Source organism: Streptomyces sp. TRD_SC_5 (assembly GCF_056836825.1).
In genome coordinates, this window is record NZ_JBWZZS010000001.1 from 3287740 (window position 1) to 3305387 (window position 17648).

At 68.8% G+C, this 17648-nt stretch carries 15 protein-coding genes and 1 tRNA gene; 5 read left to right on the forward strand and 11 right to left on the reverse strand.

Annotation, left to right across the window (positions count from 1 at the left end):
- The first annotated feature begins 9 nt into the window (after positions 1–9).
- From AC1P0E_RS15220 to AC1P0E_RS15240, 5 genes are all read left to right on the forward strand, one after another.
- Positions 10–83: transfer RNA gene (locus tag AC1P0E_RS15220), tRNA-Pro, on the forward strand.
- 205 nt (positions 84–288) lie between these two features.
- Complete coding sequence (locus AC1P0E_RS15225; RefSeq protein WP_482745766.1) at positions 289–948, forward strand: response regulator; 660 nt, start codon at positions 289–291, stop codon at positions 946–948.
- Positions 945–2096: a sensor histidine kinase gene (locus AC1P0E_RS15230; RefSeq protein WP_482742697.1), complete on the forward strand. Its 1152-nt coding sequence runs from the start codon at positions 945–947 to the stop codon at positions 2094–2096. The genes AC1P0E_RS15225 and AC1P0E_RS15230 overlap by 4 nt, the downstream gene beginning before the upstream one ends.
- A 331-nt stretch (positions 2097–2427) precedes the next feature.
- A complete protein-coding gene (locus AC1P0E_RS15235; RefSeq protein WP_482742698.1) occupies positions 2428–2952 on the forward strand; it encodes a LuxR C-terminal-related transcriptional regulator in 525 nt (174 codons plus the stop codon).
- 40 nt (positions 2953–2992) lie between these two features.
- A complete protein-coding gene (locus AC1P0E_RS15240) occupies positions 2993–3178 on the forward strand; it encodes a hypothetical protein (RefSeq protein WP_482742699.1) in 186 nt (61 codons plus the stop codon).
- 41 nt (positions 3179–3219) lie between these two features.
- Here AC1P0E_RS15240 and AC1P0E_RS15245 read toward each other — a convergent pair whose 3' ends face one another.
- The 11 genes from AC1P0E_RS15245 to AC1P0E_RS15295 all read right to left on the reverse strand — a co-directional run bounded on the left by AC1P0E_RS15245 (position 3220) and on the right by AC1P0E_RS15295 (position 17352).
- On the reverse strand, positions 3220–4005 hold the full coding sequence (locus AC1P0E_RS15245) for an ABC transporter permease (RefSeq protein WP_482742700.1): 786 nt from the start codon (positions 4003–4005) through the stop codon (positions 3220–3222).
- An 8-nt stretch (positions 4006–4013) separates the two neighbouring features.
- On the reverse strand, positions 4014–4745 hold the full coding sequence (locus AC1P0E_RS15250; RefSeq protein WP_482742701.1) for an ABC transporter ATP-binding protein: 732 nt from the start codon (positions 4743–4745) through the stop codon (positions 4014–4016).
- Positions 4746–4794: 49 nt separating this feature from the next.
- On the reverse strand, positions 4795–6957 hold the full coding sequence (locus tag AC1P0E_RS15255) for a peptidase domain-containing ABC transporter (protein ID WP_482742702.1): 2163 nt from the start codon (positions 6955–6957) through the stop codon (positions 4795–4797).
- On the reverse strand, positions 6954–9731 hold the full coding sequence (lanM, locus tag AC1P0E_RS15260; protein WP_482742703.1) for a type 2 lanthipeptide synthetase LanM: 2778 nt from the start codon (positions 9729–9731) through the stop codon (positions 6954–6956). Before lanM (AC1P0E_RS15260) ends, AC1P0E_RS15255 begins: the two co-directional genes overlap by 4 nt.
- 99 nt (positions 9732–9830) lie before the next feature.
- Positions 9831–10031, reverse strand: a complete 201-nt coding sequence (locus AC1P0E_RS15265) for a class II lanthipeptide, LchA2/BrtA2 family (protein WP_482742704.1) — start codon at positions 10029–10031, stop codon at positions 9831–9833.
- Positions 10032–10098: 67 nt separating this feature from the next.
- The gene (gene lanM / locus AC1P0E_RS15270) at positions 10099–13122 is read right to left on the reverse strand and encodes a type 2 lanthipeptide synthetase LanM (RefSeq protein WP_482742705.1); all 3024 of its coding nucleotides are present in this window, start codon (positions 13120–13122) and stop codon (positions 10099–10101) included.
- Between the two features lie 63 nt (positions 13123–13185).
- Positions 13186–13371 (reverse strand): plantaricin C family lantibiotic, encoded by a 186-nt coding sequence (locus AC1P0E_RS15275; RefSeq protein ID WP_482742706.1) that lies wholly within the window; start codon positions 13369–13371, stop codon positions 13186–13188.
- Positions 13372–13803: 432 nt separating this feature from the next.
- Complete coding sequence (locus AC1P0E_RS15280; protein ID WP_482742707.1) at positions 13804–14982, reverse strand: cytochrome P450 family protein; 1179 nt, start codon at positions 14980–14982, stop codon at positions 13804–13806.
- Complete coding sequence (locus AC1P0E_RS15285; protein ID WP_482742708.1) at positions 14979–16202, reverse strand: MAB_1171c family putative transporter; 1224 nt, start codon at positions 16200–16202, stop codon at positions 14979–14981. Before AC1P0E_RS15285 ends, AC1P0E_RS15280 begins: the two co-directional genes overlap by 4 nt.
- Positions 16199–16633, reverse strand: a complete 435-nt coding sequence (locus AC1P0E_RS15290) for a regulator component (protein WP_482742709.1) — start codon at positions 16631–16633, stop codon at positions 16199–16201. The genes AC1P0E_RS15285 and AC1P0E_RS15290 overlap by 4 nt, the downstream gene beginning before the upstream one ends.
- A gap of 263 nt (positions 16634–16896) precedes the next feature.
- Positions 16897–17352, reverse strand: coding sequence for a helix-turn-helix domain-containing protein (locus AC1P0E_RS15295; protein WP_482742710.1), 456 nt, complete (start codon positions 17350–17352; stop codon positions 16897–16899).
- Positions 17353–17648 lie beyond the last annotated feature (296 nt).

Consider the following 17648-nt stretch of genomic DNA (forward strand, 5'->3'; position numbering starts at 1 on the left):
CGCGACAATCGGGGTGTAGCGCAGCTTGGCAGCGCGCTTCGTTCGGGACGAAGAGGTCGTGGGTTCAAATCCCGCCACCCCGACAGAGAAGTACCAGCTCAAGGGCCTGATCCGCTTAGCGGATCAGGCCCTTGAGTGGTTTCTGGGGCGGCCTCGGAGCCGTTGGGGAGTCGACTGGTCTCGACCCCTGCACCAGAACAGCTGGCCGTAGGGCCTGCAACCTGGCTGCCGTACTCTTCCGTCTGCCAGTGGTGCCAGCGAGGAGTGGTGCCAGCGAGGGGGTGCATGGTGATTCGGGTCGCCGTCGTGGACGACGAGCAGCTGGTCCGCACCGGGCTACAGTTGATCTTGAATTCCGCCGGCGGCATCGAGGTGGTGGCCGACTGCGGCGGCGCCGGGGCCGTCGAGGCCGTCAGGACCCACCGGCCGGACGTGCTGCTGCTCGACATCCGGATGCCGGATGTGGATGGTCTGACGGTGCTTCGGCAGGTCACTGCCCTGGCGTCGGCGCCGGGCGTGGCGATGCTGACCACCTTTGACGCGAGTGAGTACGTCGACGAAGCGCTGCGGGCGGGGGCGGCGGGTTTACTGATGAAGAACACCGCCCCTGAGCAATTGGTCCATGCGGTACGGGTGCTGGCCGCCGGCGGCAAGATCTTGGCGCCCGAGGCCGCGAGCACCCTGATCGGCGGCTACCTGACCACCCGCCGCGAGAGCGAGGCGAGGCGGCGCGTGGAGGCGCTGACCGAACGTGAGCGTCAAGTGCTCGCCCTGGTCGGTGAGGGCCTGTCCAACTGGGAGATCGCCCGTCGGCTGCGCCTCTCCCACGGCACGGTCAAGGACCATGTCAGCTCGCTGCTCGCCAAGCTCGGCGGAATCAACCGTATCCAGGCAGCCGTGGTCGCGGACCGCGCAGGCATGATCGACGCACCGGCGGGCAGGCTGTGAGCCTGGGCTCGGCGACCGAGAGCGCCCGCTCCACAGACCGCCCACGCGGCCGCGACAGACGGCTGCGGCGGGCCTGCGCAGCCGCGCTCCCCGTGGGCATCGCCGTCGTCGACGGAGTCGTGGTCAACGGCCTCGACCCCGGCCCCGGGATCTGGATCGCTCTGGTCGCCGCCACCGCGTTGGTGCTGCGGCGGCGCTTGCCCGAGGTGGCACTGGTCGCCGGGCTGCCCGGGGTGTACGTCGGCTATATCTTCTTTGCGCCGTTGATCGCCCTGTACTGCCTCGCGGACCGGCGCCGCAGCGCCGTCGCCGGCGGTGCGGGCGCGGCACTGGTCGCGCTCGCGCAGTTCCTTCCTTACCCGATCGACGACTTCTCCTCGCTCGCGCCGGACCGAGCGACCGTGCTCGCGGCGCTGGACTCCTGCGTGCTCGCCGCGGGTGCCGTCGTGCTCGGCCGGTCGGCTCGGCTGCGGCGCGAGCGGCTGCTGGAGGTCACGGAGAGCCGGGAGCGGGAGCACCGGCTGCTCGCCGAACGCACGCTGTCCACCGAACGGGCGCGCCTGGCCCGGGAGATGCACGATGTCGTCGCCCACAAGGTCAGCCTCATCAGTCTGCAGGCCGGGGCACTCCAGGTCAGCGCTGCGGACGCCGCCACCGTCCGGGAGAGCGCGGGGGCAATCCGCGAGCTCTCGGTACAGACCACCACCGAACTCCAGCACATGGTGGGGGTACTGCGCGCCGCCGGGGGCGCCGCCTGCGAACTCACGCCGCAGCCGTGCCTTGCCGACATACCCGCACTGACCCGGGACAGCGGGCTGCGGGTCAGTCTCGACACCCCGGGCGCCATCGGCAGCTGGCCCGCGGCCGTGGAGCGGGCCGCGTACCGCACGGTCCAGGAGGCGCTCACCAACGTGCGCAAGCACGCACCGGGTGCCGATGTCCAGGTACGCATCCGGCCCGCCGACGGCGCGCTGCGCGTCGAGGTCCACAACACCGCCGCCGACCGGTCCACCATGCCCCTGGATCTGCCCGACGGTGGACACGGTCTGGTCGGCCTGCGGGAGCGCACGCACCTGCTCGGCGGTACGTTCCGCTCGGGGCCCGTGCCCGGAGGCGGGTTCCAGATCCGGGCCGTTTTCCCTGTCTGACGGTTATTCGGCAGGACGGAAATCAATTCCCGCTCATTCCCCGGAAGGAGATCTGTCGCGCCGCCCCCCGCCGAGTGGCGGGGGTATCCCCCGTCGAATGACTGAGTATCTCCACCAGCCCCCTTGAAGTTACCTGCCAGTTGCGGCCACTTCCCTGCGAAAGCTAGGATCGCCGTGCGCGTTGACTTGCGTACGCCAACAGGCGTCTGTGCGGGGGAAGCAGGGCATGAGAGATACCGAAGACAGCTCTATAGTCATTGGGCTAATTGTCGCGAGAATGTCGCTGCGGCGAAGACTGAAGCGCCTTTTCGCCAGTAGAGGGTGGCATTCAGTGGAGGTGGAGGGCCGTCAGACCCTTACGCCCTGCGATGTCCTGGTCGTGGACATCGACCGGCTCGACGAGGTACATGACCCGGTGCCGGTCGCGGCGCTGACTTACGGCGCCGAGATGCAGCATCCCGGCCTCCTGGGGGCCGATGTACGCGCCATCGTGGACCGGGACGACTTGGACGACGCCTTTCTGGAGGCCGTTCACGAGGTCGCCGCGGGAAACGGGTGGATCTCACCCACGCTCGTACGTCCGCTGCTGCGCGGCCCGCACACCGCGGAAGCCACGCACCGCCCCGCGCACACCGCAGCGCGTATCCGGCGCCGCGATCCGGCGCTCACCGCCCGCGAGTACGAGGTCGTGTCACTGGTGACCCAGGGCATGAACAACAGTGAAATCGCCGGAGCCCTCTACATCGCCGAGAGCACGGTGAAGTTCCATATGTCGAACATCCTGCAGAAGACTGGGTTCCGGGACCGGAGCCAACTCGCGGCACGTGTGCCCGCACGCCTTTCCGCCGCCCGATAAGCGACAAAGTAAATACACGAGACACGAGAAAGAGACTGTGATGGGGAAGAAGAAGGAAACTCTCCGCTGGGCGCCGGTGGCGATTCTGCTGGTCCTGGCGCTCATCGCCCCGTTCTTCGGGGACAGCCCCACCGCCGTGGTGGTTCCGCTGTTGATCGCCATGATCCTGGCCTGTGTCAATGCCATGCAGCTGAAGCGGGAGCGGGCCACCCACGACGCGGGCTGAGAAGCCGGCCGGCCGCCGGCGCGGGAGCGCCGGCGGCCGGGTCAGGAGACCTCGTAGCGCGCGAAGCGCAGGCCCCCCAGCGCGCCCATCACGACCGTGTACAGGGCCAGGACCAGGAATCCGAGCGCCTGTGCCGCGCCCTCGGCGCCGGCCGCCGCGGTCATGATCGTGCCGCCGCCGGCGATGTCCCCGGCCCCACCGGGCAGCAGGTTGCCAAGGCCCGGGCTGCCCAGCTGGGAGGAGAGAATCCGCAGCGTCGGCTCCAGGAACTGGGTGACCAGCAGGATGCCGACGATCGCGACGACCTGGTTGCGTACGAGCGCGCCGACAGCCACACCGATCGCACCCCACAGCGTCATCACCACCACGCTTCCCGACAGGGCACCGAGCACCGAGCCGTCCAAGAGGTACGGGTGTTTCCCGTGCCCCGACAGCAGCGCGGCCGCGACCAGCGCACTCGCGCCCACCGACGCGGCCCCGTACACGAACGCCGTACCGAGACCGACCAGCACCTTGGCGCCGTACACCCGCATCCGGCGGGGCTCGGAGAGCAGCGTGGCGGTGATGGTGCGGGAGTTGTACTCCTGGGTCACCAGGGCGACCCCGATACCCAGCGGGAAGACATAGGCGAGCGCGACCGGGAGGTTGTACGCGGGTACGACCTCGTCCGCCGAGTCGAAAGTGAGCGGACTTCTGGGAGCGTTGAGGCCACCGAAGACGACAAGCGCCGTGAGACCGGCGCTGCACACGACCATGGTGAGCAGCAGGATCCACCACAGCTTGGTGGTGGTGAGCTTCCGCAGCTCGGATGAGAGCTGCGATCCCATACCCACCTTCATACTTCCACTCCAATTCCGGCCTGTGTCAGGCGCATGAAGGCCGACTCCAAACGCTCGTCCCTCTCCAGCAGACCGCTGAGCGGTTCGGCGCACAGCAGTTGCCCGTGATGCATGAGCAGTACGTCGTCGACGATCTGCTCCATCTCGCCGAGCAGGTGGCTGGAGAGCAGCACCGTCCCGCCCTCCGCGGCGTAGGCCCGTAGGAACCCCCGCAGCCACAGCATTCCTTCGGGGTCGAGGCCGTTGCTCGGTTCGTCGAGGATCAGCAGCTCCGGGTCGCCAAGGAGCGCGGCGGCCAGCGAGAGCCGCTGTTTCATCCCCGTCGAGTAGCCGGAGACCGGACGGTCCGCGGCCCCTTCAAGGCCGACGTCCGCCAGCAGCCGCGCGATCCGCTCGGGTCCGCAGCCGGCGGCTCGGGTATAGCAGCGCAGATGGCCGCGGCCCGTTCGTCCGCCCAGGAACGCGCCGCCGTCGAGACCGACCCCGATCCTGCGGGTGGGTGTGGGCAGTTCGCGGTAGGGGCGGCCCCAGAGCAGCGCGGCGCCCTCGGTGGGCCGTATCAGCCCGAGCACCATACGCAGCGTCGTAGTCTTTCCGGCGCCGTTCGGGCCGAGAAAGCCGGTGATTCTGCCGCGTGCCACATCGAAGGAGACGCTGTCGACGGCTCTCCTGCCCTGGAACTCCTTCGTGAGACCCCGGACCGAGATCACGTACTTCCCTTTCTCCACGTGCTCCTCATCTCCTCATGTACGTCTCGCCCGACGGCGTTCAGACCGCTCAAACCGCGTTCAAGTCGACCTGCGAGCGGATCAGCTCCCGGTACAGGCCGGATTCCGCGAGCAGTTCGGCATGGCGTCCGGTCTGGACGACCCGGCCGTGCTCGAGGACGACGACGAGGTCGGCGCTGACGATCGTGGACAGCCGGTGCGCGATGATGATCCGCGTGCACTCCAGCCGGTCCAGCGCGCCGGCGATCCTGGACTCGGTGACGGTGTCCAGCGAGCTGGTCGCCTCGTCGAGTACGAGGACACGCGGCTGCCGGGCCAGTGCACGGGCCAGGGCGATGCGCTGGCGCTGGCCGCCGGAGAGGCTGCCGCCCATTTCCCGTACCGGCGTGTGATAGCCGAGCGGCATGGCGGCGACATCCTCATGGACATGTGCCTGGTGTGCGGCTTCGACCACCGCTTCCATGGTGACCTCGGGAACACCGAAGCGGATGTTCTCGGCGATGCTGCGGTTGCTGAGCACGATGTCCTGAGGGACGTACGCGACGTCCGCGTAGAACGTATCGGCGTCGATCTCCTGGATCGATACGCCGTCGTAGGCGATGTCTCCGGACCGGATCGGATACAGCCCCATCAGAAGCTTGCCCAGAGTGCTCTTCCCCGAGCCCGAGCTGCCCACGATCGCGACCCGCTCCCCGGGCCGGATGTCGAACGAGATGTCCTGCAGCGCGGGGGTCTTGGCGCCCGGGTAGGCGAACCCGACCTTGCGCAACGAGACCGCACCCCGCATCACTACGGGCCGGTCGCCGAAGGCGCCCCTGGACTCGGGCTGGTGGAGGATGTCGCCGACCCTCGCCACCTGCGTGTTCGCCGTGATCAGCTGGGTGAAGACACCGGACAGGGACATCACCATGCCCAGGCTGGTGGCGGTGAGCGTCTGCGCCGCGACCGCCGAACCGAGGTCGAGCGAACCGTTCAGGACCAGCCACAGCCCCACGGCCAGCACCAGCAGCGGCCCGAACACCTGGAACACGGAGTAGCCACTGGTGGCCACGCCCTGGAGGACGATCCGCCGCTGGGTCTGCTCCATGCCCGCCGAGTACACCTTCTTCCAGTCGTGGAAGAAGGTGTCGGTCATCCCGGAGACCTTCAGGGTCTCGATCGATGACAGCGCTTCCATCTGCAGCGATGAGGACTTGGCGGTCTCGCTGATCTCCCGCTCGGTGATCCGGCGGATCGGCCGGTACGTGGACACGGCGACCGCGAGCATGGTCAGGAAGATGGCGAAAGCCGCGGACCCCAGGATGAACGAGCGGTAGAACATATAGCTGAAGATGACGATCAGACTGCCGACATCGAGCAGGACGACCGGCAGCTGGCTGGAGATCATGTCCCGGACGGACGTGATGCTGGACAGCCGGTAGAACAGCTCGCCCTGTGAGCGGTTGGCGAAGTACTTGTACGGCAGATCGAGCAGTTTCTTGAACGTTCTGCCCATCATCGCCTCGCCCAGGCCGCGGATCACCGCGGCCAGGCACACCGTACGCAGCAGGGAGAGGACGAAGAAGACCGCCATCGGGACCGTGAAGGTCAGCAGGACCAGCGCGATCGGCGACTTCTCCAGATACCCGGCGTAGTCGTTGACCGCGTACTGGGTCGCGATCGGCATGAAGATGGTGAACGAATACAGCACCAGCGACATCAAGAACGCCTGGAGCAACGGCCGTCGCGCCCCGCTCAGCGACCGCAGGAACTCCCGCCACACGCTCGGCTCACGGTGGTGCACAGGCTGGTAATCGGCGGCGGGTGTGGCTTCCAGCGCCAGCCCCGAGTAGTGCTGCTCGAACTCCTCGACCGGGTACTTCCGTCGCCCGGCGGCCGGGTCCACGACGGTGACATGCCGGTCGGTGATCTCCTCCACGACAACGACGTGGCTGTCGTCCCAGTACGCGATGAGCGGGAGGGACAGCCGGTCGAGGCGGTTGGCACCGGCCCGGAAGGCCCGTACCTGGAAGCCGCGGCCGCGCAGGATGGTCGCTATTTCCTTGATGGTGAGCCCGTCGCGGCCCACCTCGTGCTCGCGCCGCAGCGCGGCGACCGAGTCGCGTGAACCGTACGCGGACAGCACCATCGCGATGCAGCACAGGCCGCATTCGGACTGGGCGAACTGCTGGACTTCCCGGACTCTCCGGGCCCTGCGGGTACGCACAGTCATGAGCGGCCTCCGAGGCAGCGAGGAAGGACGGCTTGGGGGTGGTCCAGCATCAGTTGCGCGTAATGCCAGCCGGAGAGGCCGAGAAAGAAGGAGGGCAGGTGCGGCTCGGTCCCGATGCCGCACGACCAGCCACCGTCGGCCGTTCCGTAGCGGTCGAGGAAGGCGGTGTGCAGCGCGGCGGCTTCGGCGCGCAGCTCCAGCCAGTCGAACCGGTCGGCCAGCTGGCACAGGACGGCGATCCGGCCGGCCAGGCCATGGCAGAAGCTGATGTCGTGGCCGAGATCGCCACCGACGATCCGCTCCACCTCGGGTGCCAGGACGGCCCGGATCCGCCCGGTGGACTCGCCGAGGGCGGTGAAGAGTTCACCGGCCGCGTACGCCACTCCCGCGTACCCCTTGCACCAGCCGTTGCCGCTCACCCGGTCGCGCAGACTCTCGTCCTGCCACCTGTTCCGTACGTAGGCATGGGCGAACCGCTCCAGATGGTCCCGGGCACCGCTGTCTCCGTCGAGTCCCTCGGCGACCATGGCGCTCATGGCGGTGATGCGCCCGAACCGGCCATGGGCGAGCCCCAGTTCACCGGCGTGCTCTCCCGGGGAGCCGTCCACGGCGACCAGGCGCCGCAGCAGCCGCTCGGGCGGGACACCGGTCAGCTCGGGTGCGCCGTACTTCTGATAGGCGGCGAGGTAGACGAGGTAGCCGCCGTACCCGTTGAGGTGGTCGAAGTCGGCCGCGGTGAGGCTGTCGACATCGAGGGGCCGGTCGGCGGGGCGGGATTCCGTGACGGTGAAGGGGGCGCCGGGCTCACGGAGGCGCCGGATCTCCCAGTCGGTGACGAGCTCGGAAAGGGCTCCCGTGAACGGCGACATCGCCAGCGGTGTCGCGTCACCCGCGAACCGCGGGTGCATGGCGGCCCGGGAGACCCGTTCGATGTCCACACCGAGCGGCGATGTGCCGGTGACCGCCTCGGTCTGTGCCAGACAGAGGAGCAGGCCGCCGCCGTCGTAGAGCGGTGCGTTGACCCCGCCCAGGCGCAGCCCGTCCCCTTGCAGCCGGGGCAGCAGCCAGGTCGGCGCCGACTTCTCACCGACGACGAGATCACGGAGGGTACTGTGCCAGGCCCTGGCATCGGCCAGGTCGGGGAACACCTCGCGGCGCGATGCCCGCCGTACGTCCCAGACGTCGTCCACCGAGCCGGCGAGCGCGTACCGCAGATAGCTGAGATCCCGCTGCGGCGGCCGGGCGAAGAAGGACCGGACGGCGGCCAGTGCGGCCTCCCGGGGAGTGCTGCCGGCGGCGCTGTGGATCTCCTCGTCCAGATCGCCCCGCAGCAGACCGGAGTCGCAGTCCACCGTGAAGAACGGCACGTCGAGATCGAGCAGGGCGGCTACCTCCTCGCGGTGCAGCGCGTCCGCCGACTCCTTGGCCGCGCCCCGGTAGTGCCGGGGCAGCTTCCCCAGCAGTTCGGCCCGCGCCGCAGCGCTGCCCAGGTGCACGGGGTGGGTGGAAGCCTCCAGGAAGCGCGCGTATACATACGTCGGCCGTACGACTTGGCGCACCGCCCAGTCACCAGAAGCCCGTACGGCCGCTTCGACGCCGCCGCGGTGGGTGGCGAGCAGCTCGCGCGCCTCGCTGTACCCGGCGGATATCTCGTCCACCCAGTCCCGGGGGTCCAGCGGTTCACCCGCCGCCTTGACCATGTTCGTGCCGTGCTCGACGACGACAGGGCTGCGGTCGAAACGGATGTCGTCCGTCCCCGCGTCGACGACCGTGTACGACTGGAGGTGCTCGGAGGCTCCCGGCCGCACGCAGCCGATTCCCGAGATGTCGATGTCCAGCTTCGCGCCCGCGTAACGGACGGGAAACAGCAGGGTGTTGAGCACCGAGCGCTCGATGTCCAGGTTGAGCGCGGCCCCCGCGGACGCGCTCTGCGCCGATGTGTCCGTGGGGCCGTTGGGCAGCGACACGAGGGTCTCCGTGTCGATCACGACGGGGCCCTGGGGTACGGCGATGATGTTCTCGTGGTGCAGATCGGTCGCGCCGATCATGCTGAGCAGCGCGGCGACCCGGCCGAAGCGCCGGAAGTACTCGGCGCCGCCCCGGGTGACGTCGTCGAGATCCGTGTGCTCGATGAACTCCTGCCACACATACGTCGGCCGGACGATCGACCTCGGGTGCAACGGGCCGAAGAACGAGCCGTCCTCGTCGAGGAGCGTGCTCAGGGTGACGAGCAGGCTCTGGCAGTTGTCCTGCTGCGGCTTGTACACGACCCGCGTTCCGTCGCCGAAGCCCACCAGGCAAACGGTCCGGCCGCCCCGGTGGGCGTCACCGAGGCCAGTGGTGAGCGAGGTGATACTCCCTCGTACGCCCAGGAGTTCGCCGAGCTGCTGCCGGTCCGCGGCCGCGGCGCCCAGGACCTCGCGGACGGTCCGCGCGGTGCGGGTGGTGACCAGACGCAGCAGCCGGTCCAGTTCGGGGAAACGGGCGAGCAGCGCGCCGCGGCCCTCGGTCCGGGCGACCCGGGCGTGGAACGCCTCGTACGTCCCGCCTTCCGCGTGGAAGGAGGCGATGAGGGTCCGTACGCCGGTCTCGACACAGACACCCATCAGTGAGCGCAGTACGGACTCGGCGACACCGTCGGCGTCGGCATCGGTCACCTCGTCCAAGAACCCGGCGATCTGCTGCGCGCAGTCCCTCAGGTACGGCGTGTAGAAGGCGCCGAAGACATCGGCCCGCTCCTCGGTGATGCGCTTCACCAGCTCTTGGGGGTGCACTGTCTGCTCTCGGATCGGGGGCGGTGGTGGGAGGGTGGTGGGGGCGGGTGCCCCGGAATTACCGGTTCCGGGGCACCCGCTCCGCGCCGGTTCAGACGATCAGCAGCGCTTGGTGCAACCACTGGTGGGGCAGCCGCCCTGCAGCGCGGCGCTGGCGCCGACGACGACGCCGGTGATGGCGGTGGCCGGGATGATGGTGGGCGTGATGCCCGCGGCCAGGGACTCCGGCGCGTCGGCGAGCTCGACAAGCTCGTCGGCGGAGACGTAGCCGGTGGCGTCGTTCATGGCGATGTTGCCCATGATGGTTCCTTTCACTTGGTGGTGCTCTTATCGGCAAGGCTCCTGACGGAACCTCGTTCGTGGTGCGCTAGGCGAAGCGCAGGATGGAGGGGTAGCCCTCCGGGTCCAGGTGGTGGAGTACGGACCAGGCAAGTCCGGCCTCCCCGACCATGAGGCTGTTGCTGTACGCGTACTTGGTGTCGGACCGCTGCTCGTACCTCTCGACGACCTCGCCGAAGAGGCGCGGAAAGAGGTCGGCGGCGTCGCCGGACACCCCAGGGAGTCTCTGTTCGGCCAGGGCCACGACCTCCGCGCTTCCCAGGTCGCCGTGGCAGTACGTCGGGTTGTTGCCGAAGCCGTGGCTGAAGGTGAGCCCCGCGAGCCGGGCCAGTACGTCGACGGGCACGGACTCGGGCGCGTGCTCCACGGCGGTCAGGGCACCGAGCAGCAGACCGGGCGCACCGTGGCACCAGCCGTACGAGCGCTCCGGCTCGTCCCACGCCCGTGGCCAGTCCCGGTCGCTCTCGTCGTAGGAGTCGAGCACCGCACCGACGATGCGCAGGCCAAGGTCGCGCACCGGCGCGTCGGCGAACTCGGTTCCGTACCGGATGAGTACGGGACCGATGCCCATCGCGCCGTGCGCATAGCCGGTGTACGAGGTGACCCGGGCGTCGGCCGCGTCCCGCAGACCGAGATCGATGCCGCCCAGCGCCCGTACCTCCGCGGCGGCCACGGTCGCCGCCGCCTCGGCCACCGCCCGCTTCTCAGCCGGGCTCGTCGCACGCTCGTGCAGGGCCAGGGTGACGGCCAGGGCCCCCGCCATCCCGCTCACATAGTCGGTGCCGACCTCGGGCCCCGAGCCGCGGGCGAGTTCCCGGGCCAGCTCGCCGACGCGCGTGCCGTCCGGCTCGTCCAGGAGGTCCCGGGCGACGGTGAGGGCGTACGCGGTGCCGGCCAGGCCCGTCATGCCGCCGACGGAGACGGCCTGGCCGGCGAGTTGGCCGCCGCGCAACTGCTCCTCGACGGGGTCGAGGACGCGGCGCGCGGCGTCCGCGAAGTCACGCCGCCCGGTCTCCCGCGCCAGGCCGGCCAGGGCCAGGGCGGGCCCGGGGCTGCCGCCGTACAGGTCGTAGCCGAGGGTGCCGGGACTCCACTGGCTCTGCGAGTCGGTGGTGACCTGCGGGGCGATCCACGTCGCCGGGTGGTGTGGGTCGGTGCCGGTGATCAGGGTCGCCAACAGCCGGTCGCCGATGCGCTCGGCTTCCGCCACAAGCCGGGCCCCGCCGACGGTTACGGGCCTGCCCCCTCCCCGTACGGGTACGAAGCCCGTCTGCTCCTGGTCCGTCGGCAGCTTGTTGACGAAGGAGTAGTCGATCAGCCGGAGTTCACGCGCGATGACGGCCTCGTCGAGACCGTGCACACGAGCGCGTACGGTCTCCAGTGGGGGCTCGGCCAGGGCATCCGCCCGGACGACCCGGCCGCCCGCGTGCAGGGCGCGGCTGCGGGCGGAGTAGGAGAAGTACGGGACGTCCCCCTCGGCCATCTGCCGCACCTCTTCGTCAAAGAGCGCGGGGTTGTCACCGGTGCGCAGCACGACCCGGTTGAGGACCGCGGCACGGACCACCGGATCCGCCATCGCGTGCGGGTGGGTCACCATGCGCAGCAGCTGCGCGTAGAAGATCGTCGCCTGGTTGACGTGCCGGAACTGTGCATCGCCGAGGAACGTCTCGATGGCGCCCATGACGGCGTCCGGCTGGGCGGCCGCGTACTCCAGGACCCGCCGGAACTCGTCCTTGATGATGTCCCGTTGGGCGGTCACCGGCAGCTCGGTGGCGCGCTGCACGGCGAGGTTCGCGTTGGCCGCGGTGGTCTCCGTGGTCACCATGCCGACGTACATGTCGTCGCGGCCGGGGTTCTGGAGGCTGAGCGACTTGTACGGGGCGCGCTGGCCCGTGTCGTAGCCGATGGCGCCGATGTCCATGCCGGGGTCCTTGTCCCCGGCCCTGACGACGAGCGGCAACAGCCCGGACCCGATGATCGAGTCCTGAAGGGTGAGCGCCCCGAGCCTGGAGGCCGCGCCGTCGTCATACGCCTCGGGAGCGGTCAGCCGGGGCGACAGAAGCGTCTCGGTGTCGATGACGACGGGCCCGGCGGCGCACGACACCATGTTCTCGAAGTGGATGTCGGTGGCCCTGAGGAGGAACAGGATGCCGCCGATGGCGCCGATGCGGGCGAAGTAGTCCTTCTGCTCGCCGGCGTACTCCTGCGTGGGGATGAACTCGACGAACCCACCGTGCTCGGTGGGCAGGACGGAGACCGTGGGCAGATCGTTGCCCAACCGGTCGTTCATCCAGGAGACGAAGGAGCTGTAGCCCGCTTCGGCGGCTATGGGGTGCGGCTTGTAAAGCACGCGGCTGCCGTCGGTGAAGACGATCTGGGCGACGGACTTCCCGCCGTTGTGGGTGTCGCCCTCACCGAGGGAGAGACGCTCGACCTCAAGAGCCGCGGCGCCGCCGCCGCCTCCGGAGATCAAGGCGCCCAACTCATTGACCGCGTCCGCGACTTCGCGGAGCACCTCGCAGATGTACTGTGCGGACGCCTCGACTTGGCAGTCGGCCAGATGGAAGAGGTGGGGGTACGTGGCGAGCAGCTCGCCGTGCCCCTCCTCGCTGTTGGTCCAGCGGCGGAAGGCTGCGTACCGCTCCTCGGGCGTTTCACCGGCGAGGAGGCCGCGGGAGCGATGGCGGTGGAGCTCCTCGACCAGGGTCCGGATCATCAGACGGGAGACGAGGCCCGTCTGATGGACCAGGAAGTCGTCGACGACGGTGTTGCCGGTGGCGACGGCAGGGGACGACGCGACGGCGTCGCGCACCTGCTGTGCCCAGGGCCGTACGAAGTGCGCGAAGTAGTCATGGAAGAGGCCGTCGGAGTCGAGGGACGGATCGTAGTCCGCGGGCCGCACGGGCCGCCGCTTCTCACCCTGCGCACCGTCAGCGGTCCGGGCGGTCCGCAGCCGCTCCTCGACGTGCTTCGTGAGCTCGGGCGAGGTCAGCTCCGGCAGGTACGTCCGCAGCGCTTCGGCTATGTCGGGTGAATCGACGTGACTCTTCATGAATACCGGGTCCAGGGCGGGGAGATGGGGTGACGCCGGGATGGGGGTCCCGGCGCCATTCGGTCACTTGCAGTTCTTCTGGCACTCAGCGGTGGCAGTGCAAAGGTTTCCGTTGTTCCCCAGGACGTAGCTGGCGCCGTAGCAGCCCAGGGAGGACAGGGTCGTGCCCCAGCCCTGACCCGCGGCGCTGACGGCGTCGAGCTTCTGGTCGCTGATCTCTTCGAGGATTCCGACGTTCGCGTTCGCCATCTGGCTCACACCTTTCACACGAGCGGACGGCAGGACCGAAGCCAGGCCGTCCCGCACTGATCTTGACCACCAGAACGCTAGGGATGTGCGCCGCGAGATACCCCCGCCCAGGGGCGGGTTCTGCCCCCTACCAGAGGCGTGCTCCGGACTTCGAGACAGAGAGTGCGCGGGTTCAAATCCCGCCACCCCGACAGCTGAAACACCAGGAAGGCCCTGATCCTCACTGAGGATCAGGGCCTTCCTGGTGCATTCGTGCTTGCCCTGCTTGATCGCGTTGAGCCAGGTGCTGAAGAAGGCCCTGGACCTCGCCCGCGGCCGCCCCCGTACCCGGCGGCACAGAGGTGGGGACTACAGCCGGCACAGCAGTTCTGCACCCTCGGACACGTCACAGGGGCGTCCTGCGGGTCTGTCAGGCTTCCAGTGCCCTCGTCGTCACAGGACGAGCGGCAGAGATGTGAGGCCGCGCATCAACCGCGTGTGCCGCCAGTCCAGTTCCTCCGCGGGAACTGCCAGCCGTACGTCGGGAAAGCGGGAAATGACCGCCCGGAGTGCGATTTCGCCTTCGGCTCGCGCGAGGGGTGCTCCCAGGCACCTGTGGATGCCGTGGCCGAAGGCGAGGTGCCCGGTGGCACCTCGGTCGAGATCGAGCTGGTCCGGGCCGGGGAATCGGTTGGGGTCGCGGTTGGCGGCGCCGGGAGCGATGAGTACCGGAACGCCTTCGGGGATCTCGGTCCCGCCGAGCGTGAGTGCTTCGGTGCTGTAGCGGAACGTGGCGATCCCGACAGGCGAGTCGAAGCGCAGCAGCTCGTCCAGCGCGTTCCCGAGGAGCTGTGGCTCGGTCCTCAAGCGCGCCGGCGACTCCGGGTGTTGGAGGAGGGCCAGGGCCGCGTTGCCGATGAAGTTGGTGGTGGTCTCATGGCCGGCCACGAGCAACAGCACGGCGAGCGATACGAGTTCGTCCTCGGTCAGCTGGTCCTGGCCGTCGCGTACGGCGATGAGGTCGTCGAGCAGACTCTCGCCGGGCGAGCTGCGTCTGGAGGCGACAAGGCCGGTCATGTAATCGCCAACGGCATGCGAGGCGGCGTCGATCCGCCGCGAATCCCCGGCGGCGAACAGATCGCCCGACCACGTGCGCACGAGCCGGCGGTCGGATTCCGGTACCCCGAGCATCTCGCAGATGACGGTGACCGGCAGCGGTACCGCGAGGCCCGCGACGAGGTCCACCGGTCCGTGATCCGGCCAGGCGTCGAGCAGCTCGTCGACCAGGCCGGCGATGTAGGGGCGCAACCGCGCGACGGCCCCGGTGGTGAAGGCCTTCGTCACCAGAGCCCGCAGCCGTGCGTGCTGCGGCGGATCGGTGGCAAGCATGTTCTGGGATACGGCCGGATGGAGATCGCGCTGCGACGGCCGGCCGGCGAAGAACCGCATGGTGTTCTTCGAAAGCCGGGGATCGGTGAATGCCTCCCGGGCCTCCGCGTACCCCGTGACCAGGTAGCTGTAGCGCCCTCCTGAACCGGTGGGCACCTTCTGCACCGGAGCCGCGTTTCGCAGTTGGGCGTACGTCGGGTAGGGATCGGCGAAGAACCGCGGGTCCTGCAGCGGGTCGCTCATGCTTGCGGGTCCGTTCCCGAGGGTGCCAGTTCGTCAGTGACGGTACGTGCGATCTCATCCTGCGCGTAGGCGTGGGCGACCAGGAGCAGCCACTCGGTCTCGGCACGGAGGTTGCCCGCCCGGGAGGCAGTCCTGGGGGCCGGCGGTGCGGCCTCTGTCCGCGGTTCGCTCCCGGTCTTCTTCGCGTGTACGGCAGCTCGCAGGATCGCGGCCTCCACGATCGCGTCTCCTTCCGGGGTGCCCGCCAGGCCGCGTGTGGCGACGGCCAGCTCAGCGTCCTCCTGAACGCGCGGGGAACGGTGCGGGCGAAGGGCGAGCCCGCCGTCGTTGATCTCGATCACACGGCGGTGGAGGAAGAAGTCGGAGTCGTCCGCGTGCTCCTCCTCGTGGAATCCGGACGGGGCCAGGACCACTTCGGGTGTCGCGCCGGCGATGTCCTCCCACAGGGGGGCGAGCGCGGCAAAGGACCGCGACTCCCATCGACGGCGCAGGAACTGGCTGAACGGCCAGACGACCGCCGGCAGCGTAAGCCCCACGGTGATGAGGAGTACGGCCAGGGCCGGCGCTGTCACGCTGAACACGCAGCGGACGGGACTGACGGGCGTCGAGCACCGGACGCCGTGCGGGAGCATGCCCAGTTCGAGCCCGATGGATACCAGGCCGAACACTTTGTACGCGGCGTACAGCAGTGCGAAGAGGCAGCCGGCGGCAGTGACGCGCAGTCCGATGCGCTGGCTCTTGCGCCGTGAGTGCTTGGACTGTTTCCAGGTCTGCTTGCAGAAGTCCTTCGCGGTGACACCCAGATACGTGATGTAGACCAGCACGTAGAGCGCGTGCAGCTGGGGCGACTGGTCGTTCAGCTGCCCGGCGGCGAACAGGGCCGCCATGCCGACGACGGAGATCCCGAGGAAAAGCACACGCAGACGGATGCTTCGCCGGGCCTCGTCGGGCTCCAGATTGAGCTGGAGCATGAACGCCAGGACGGAGGTCGCGGCCGCCAGCGTGAACGAGTTGCTGAGGAGGCGACCGACGTGGGGGACGACGCTTTCGACGGTGCTTTCCACGAACGACACGTACGAGCCGAAGGCAAGGGCGAAGGACACCAGCAGGGCGACCATGGCCCACGTACCGGTCGGTCTGTGGCCGCCTCGCCCGCGAACCCAGTAACCGGCGGCGAGGAGAAGCACGATGGCCACGCCCGAGAACAACAGGTCGATCATGGCTGGCGACGGCCCTTCTTGGTCGGTTTGGCGAACAGGGCCTCCCAGCGCTCGGCGCCCTTCTCGGGCTCGCTGGGGGGAAGTTCACGTCCGCGGTAGATGTGCTGTCGAATGACGGTGGCCATCATCTCGGCCTCGCGCTCGTCGTCCGTGGAGTAGCTCGTACGTCCGTTCATACGCCGGACGAGGGTGGGGTTGAAACCGATGGCGCGGAAGGCGTCGGCGTCCAGCTCCAGACTGCCGGGGTGGTCGCAGATGATGTGACTGACCTCGTGCGCGAGTATGTGGTTCTGGTGCAGAGCGGACGTTCCCTCCTCGTAGAAGAGGAGGTCTGCGTCAGGCGTCTCCAGGCGGATTCCGCACGGCGCGTCGATCGCGCCGAGCGTGTTCAGGGGCCTGAGGATGATCGGCCGGCCGCGCTTCTCCGCCACGGCATCACAAAGGTTCCGGGTGTTGAAGCGGTGGGGGAGCCGAAGCGCGTCCACGCGCTTTTCGCACTCGCGGCGAAGCCACTCAAGGTCCATGTCCGGTCCTGACGTTGCTCGGGTCTGTGGCCCCTGAAGGCGTGACCCCGTACAACCGGAGTGCGATCCGGAATCCCGGGCACCGAATCGCTCGAAAGCTTAGGCGAATGCCCCGGGCCGGTCCAAGAGGATCTCTGCCCTCTGACCGAATGGCCGGATACCGAGAGCTGCTAGTCGTCCAGGTTGAGGGTGTTCGAAGTGGTTTCGCCCGGGAGGCCCTCCAGGATCCGGGCCTGCTCGATCACTGCGGTCACCATCTGAAGGGTCTCTGTGCTCAGGCCGTTGGCACGCAGGGCGACGGTGCGGACGTTCCGGTCCCGCATGGCGGCGAGGACGGCGATCTCCGCTCGGGTGCGATGGGCGGCCTCCTCGTCGACGAAGTAGCCGGCGGGTACGCCGAAGAAGTCGGCGAGAGCCTTGATGGTGTGCATCGTGGGGTTCTTCTTGGCACCGGTGCGCAGCTGCTGGATAGCGCTCGCGGTGAGCCCCTTGCCCTCGCCTCCCGAAGCCTCCCGGATGCCCTCGGCGACCTCGGCGTACGTGTAGGGCCCGCGACTTTCCGGGTGGATCTCTTTGAACAGGTAGTCCAGCAACTGCGCGAAGGTGCGCGGCTCGGCGTCTGTCACGTCCGGTACATCCTTGTCATGATCGTCGCTGTATCCACTCTGGTGCGTGATGCGCGTGGAAAGCGGTGCCTTTCGATCCACTCTAGTTGACGATCCCCCGCAACCACGGTGTACGTTCTTGGAGGAGTTGGTCGCACCAGAGTGTTCCGCTGCCTGTGATCAGGTGTCTCCCCCGCCATGGGGACATGAACCTCTTCGAGGCAGGTGGCCGGGTTCCACGGGGGTGGGCCCGGCCACTTGGAAGAGAGCGTCTGCACGTGGGCCGGTCGTCGGTTCGCTGTCCCCGCCTGCTGACC

Excerpts from the sequence above, each read along its gene's own strand:
- AC1P0E_RS15240 (WP_482742699.1), top strand. The coding sequence starts at position 2,993 with ATGGGGAAGAAGAAGGAAACTCTCCGCTGGGCGCCGGTGGCGATTCTG.
- AC1P0E_RS15245 (WP_482742700.1), bottom strand. The coding sequence starts at position 4,005 with ATGGGATCGCAGCTCTCATCCGAGCTGCGGAAGCTCACCACCACCAAG.
- AC1P0E_RS15255 (WP_482742702.1), bottom strand. The coding sequence starts at position 6,957 with ATGACTGTGCGTACCCGCAGGGCCCGGAGAGTCCGGGAAGTCCAGCAG.
- AC1P0E_RS15265 (WP_482742704.1), bottom strand. The coding sequence starts at position 10,031 with ATGGGCAACATCGCCATGAACGACGCCACCGGCTACGTCTCCGCCGAC.
- lanM (WP_482742705.1), bottom strand. The coding sequence starts at position 13,122 with ATGAAGAGTCACGTCGATTCACCCGACATAGCCGAAGCGCTGCGGACG.
- AC1P0E_RS15275 (WP_482742706.1), bottom strand. The coding sequence starts at position 13,371 with ATGGCGAACGCGAACGTCGGAATCCTCGAAGAGATCAGCGACCAGAAG.
- AC1P0E_RS15280 (WP_482742707.1), bottom strand. The coding sequence starts at position 14,982 with ATGAGCGACCCGCTGCAGGACCCGCGGTTCTTCGCCGATCCCTACCCG.
- AC1P0E_RS15285 (WP_482742708.1), bottom strand. The coding sequence starts at position 16,202 with ATGATCGACCTGTTGTTCTCGGGCGTGGCCATCGTGCTTCTCCTCGCC.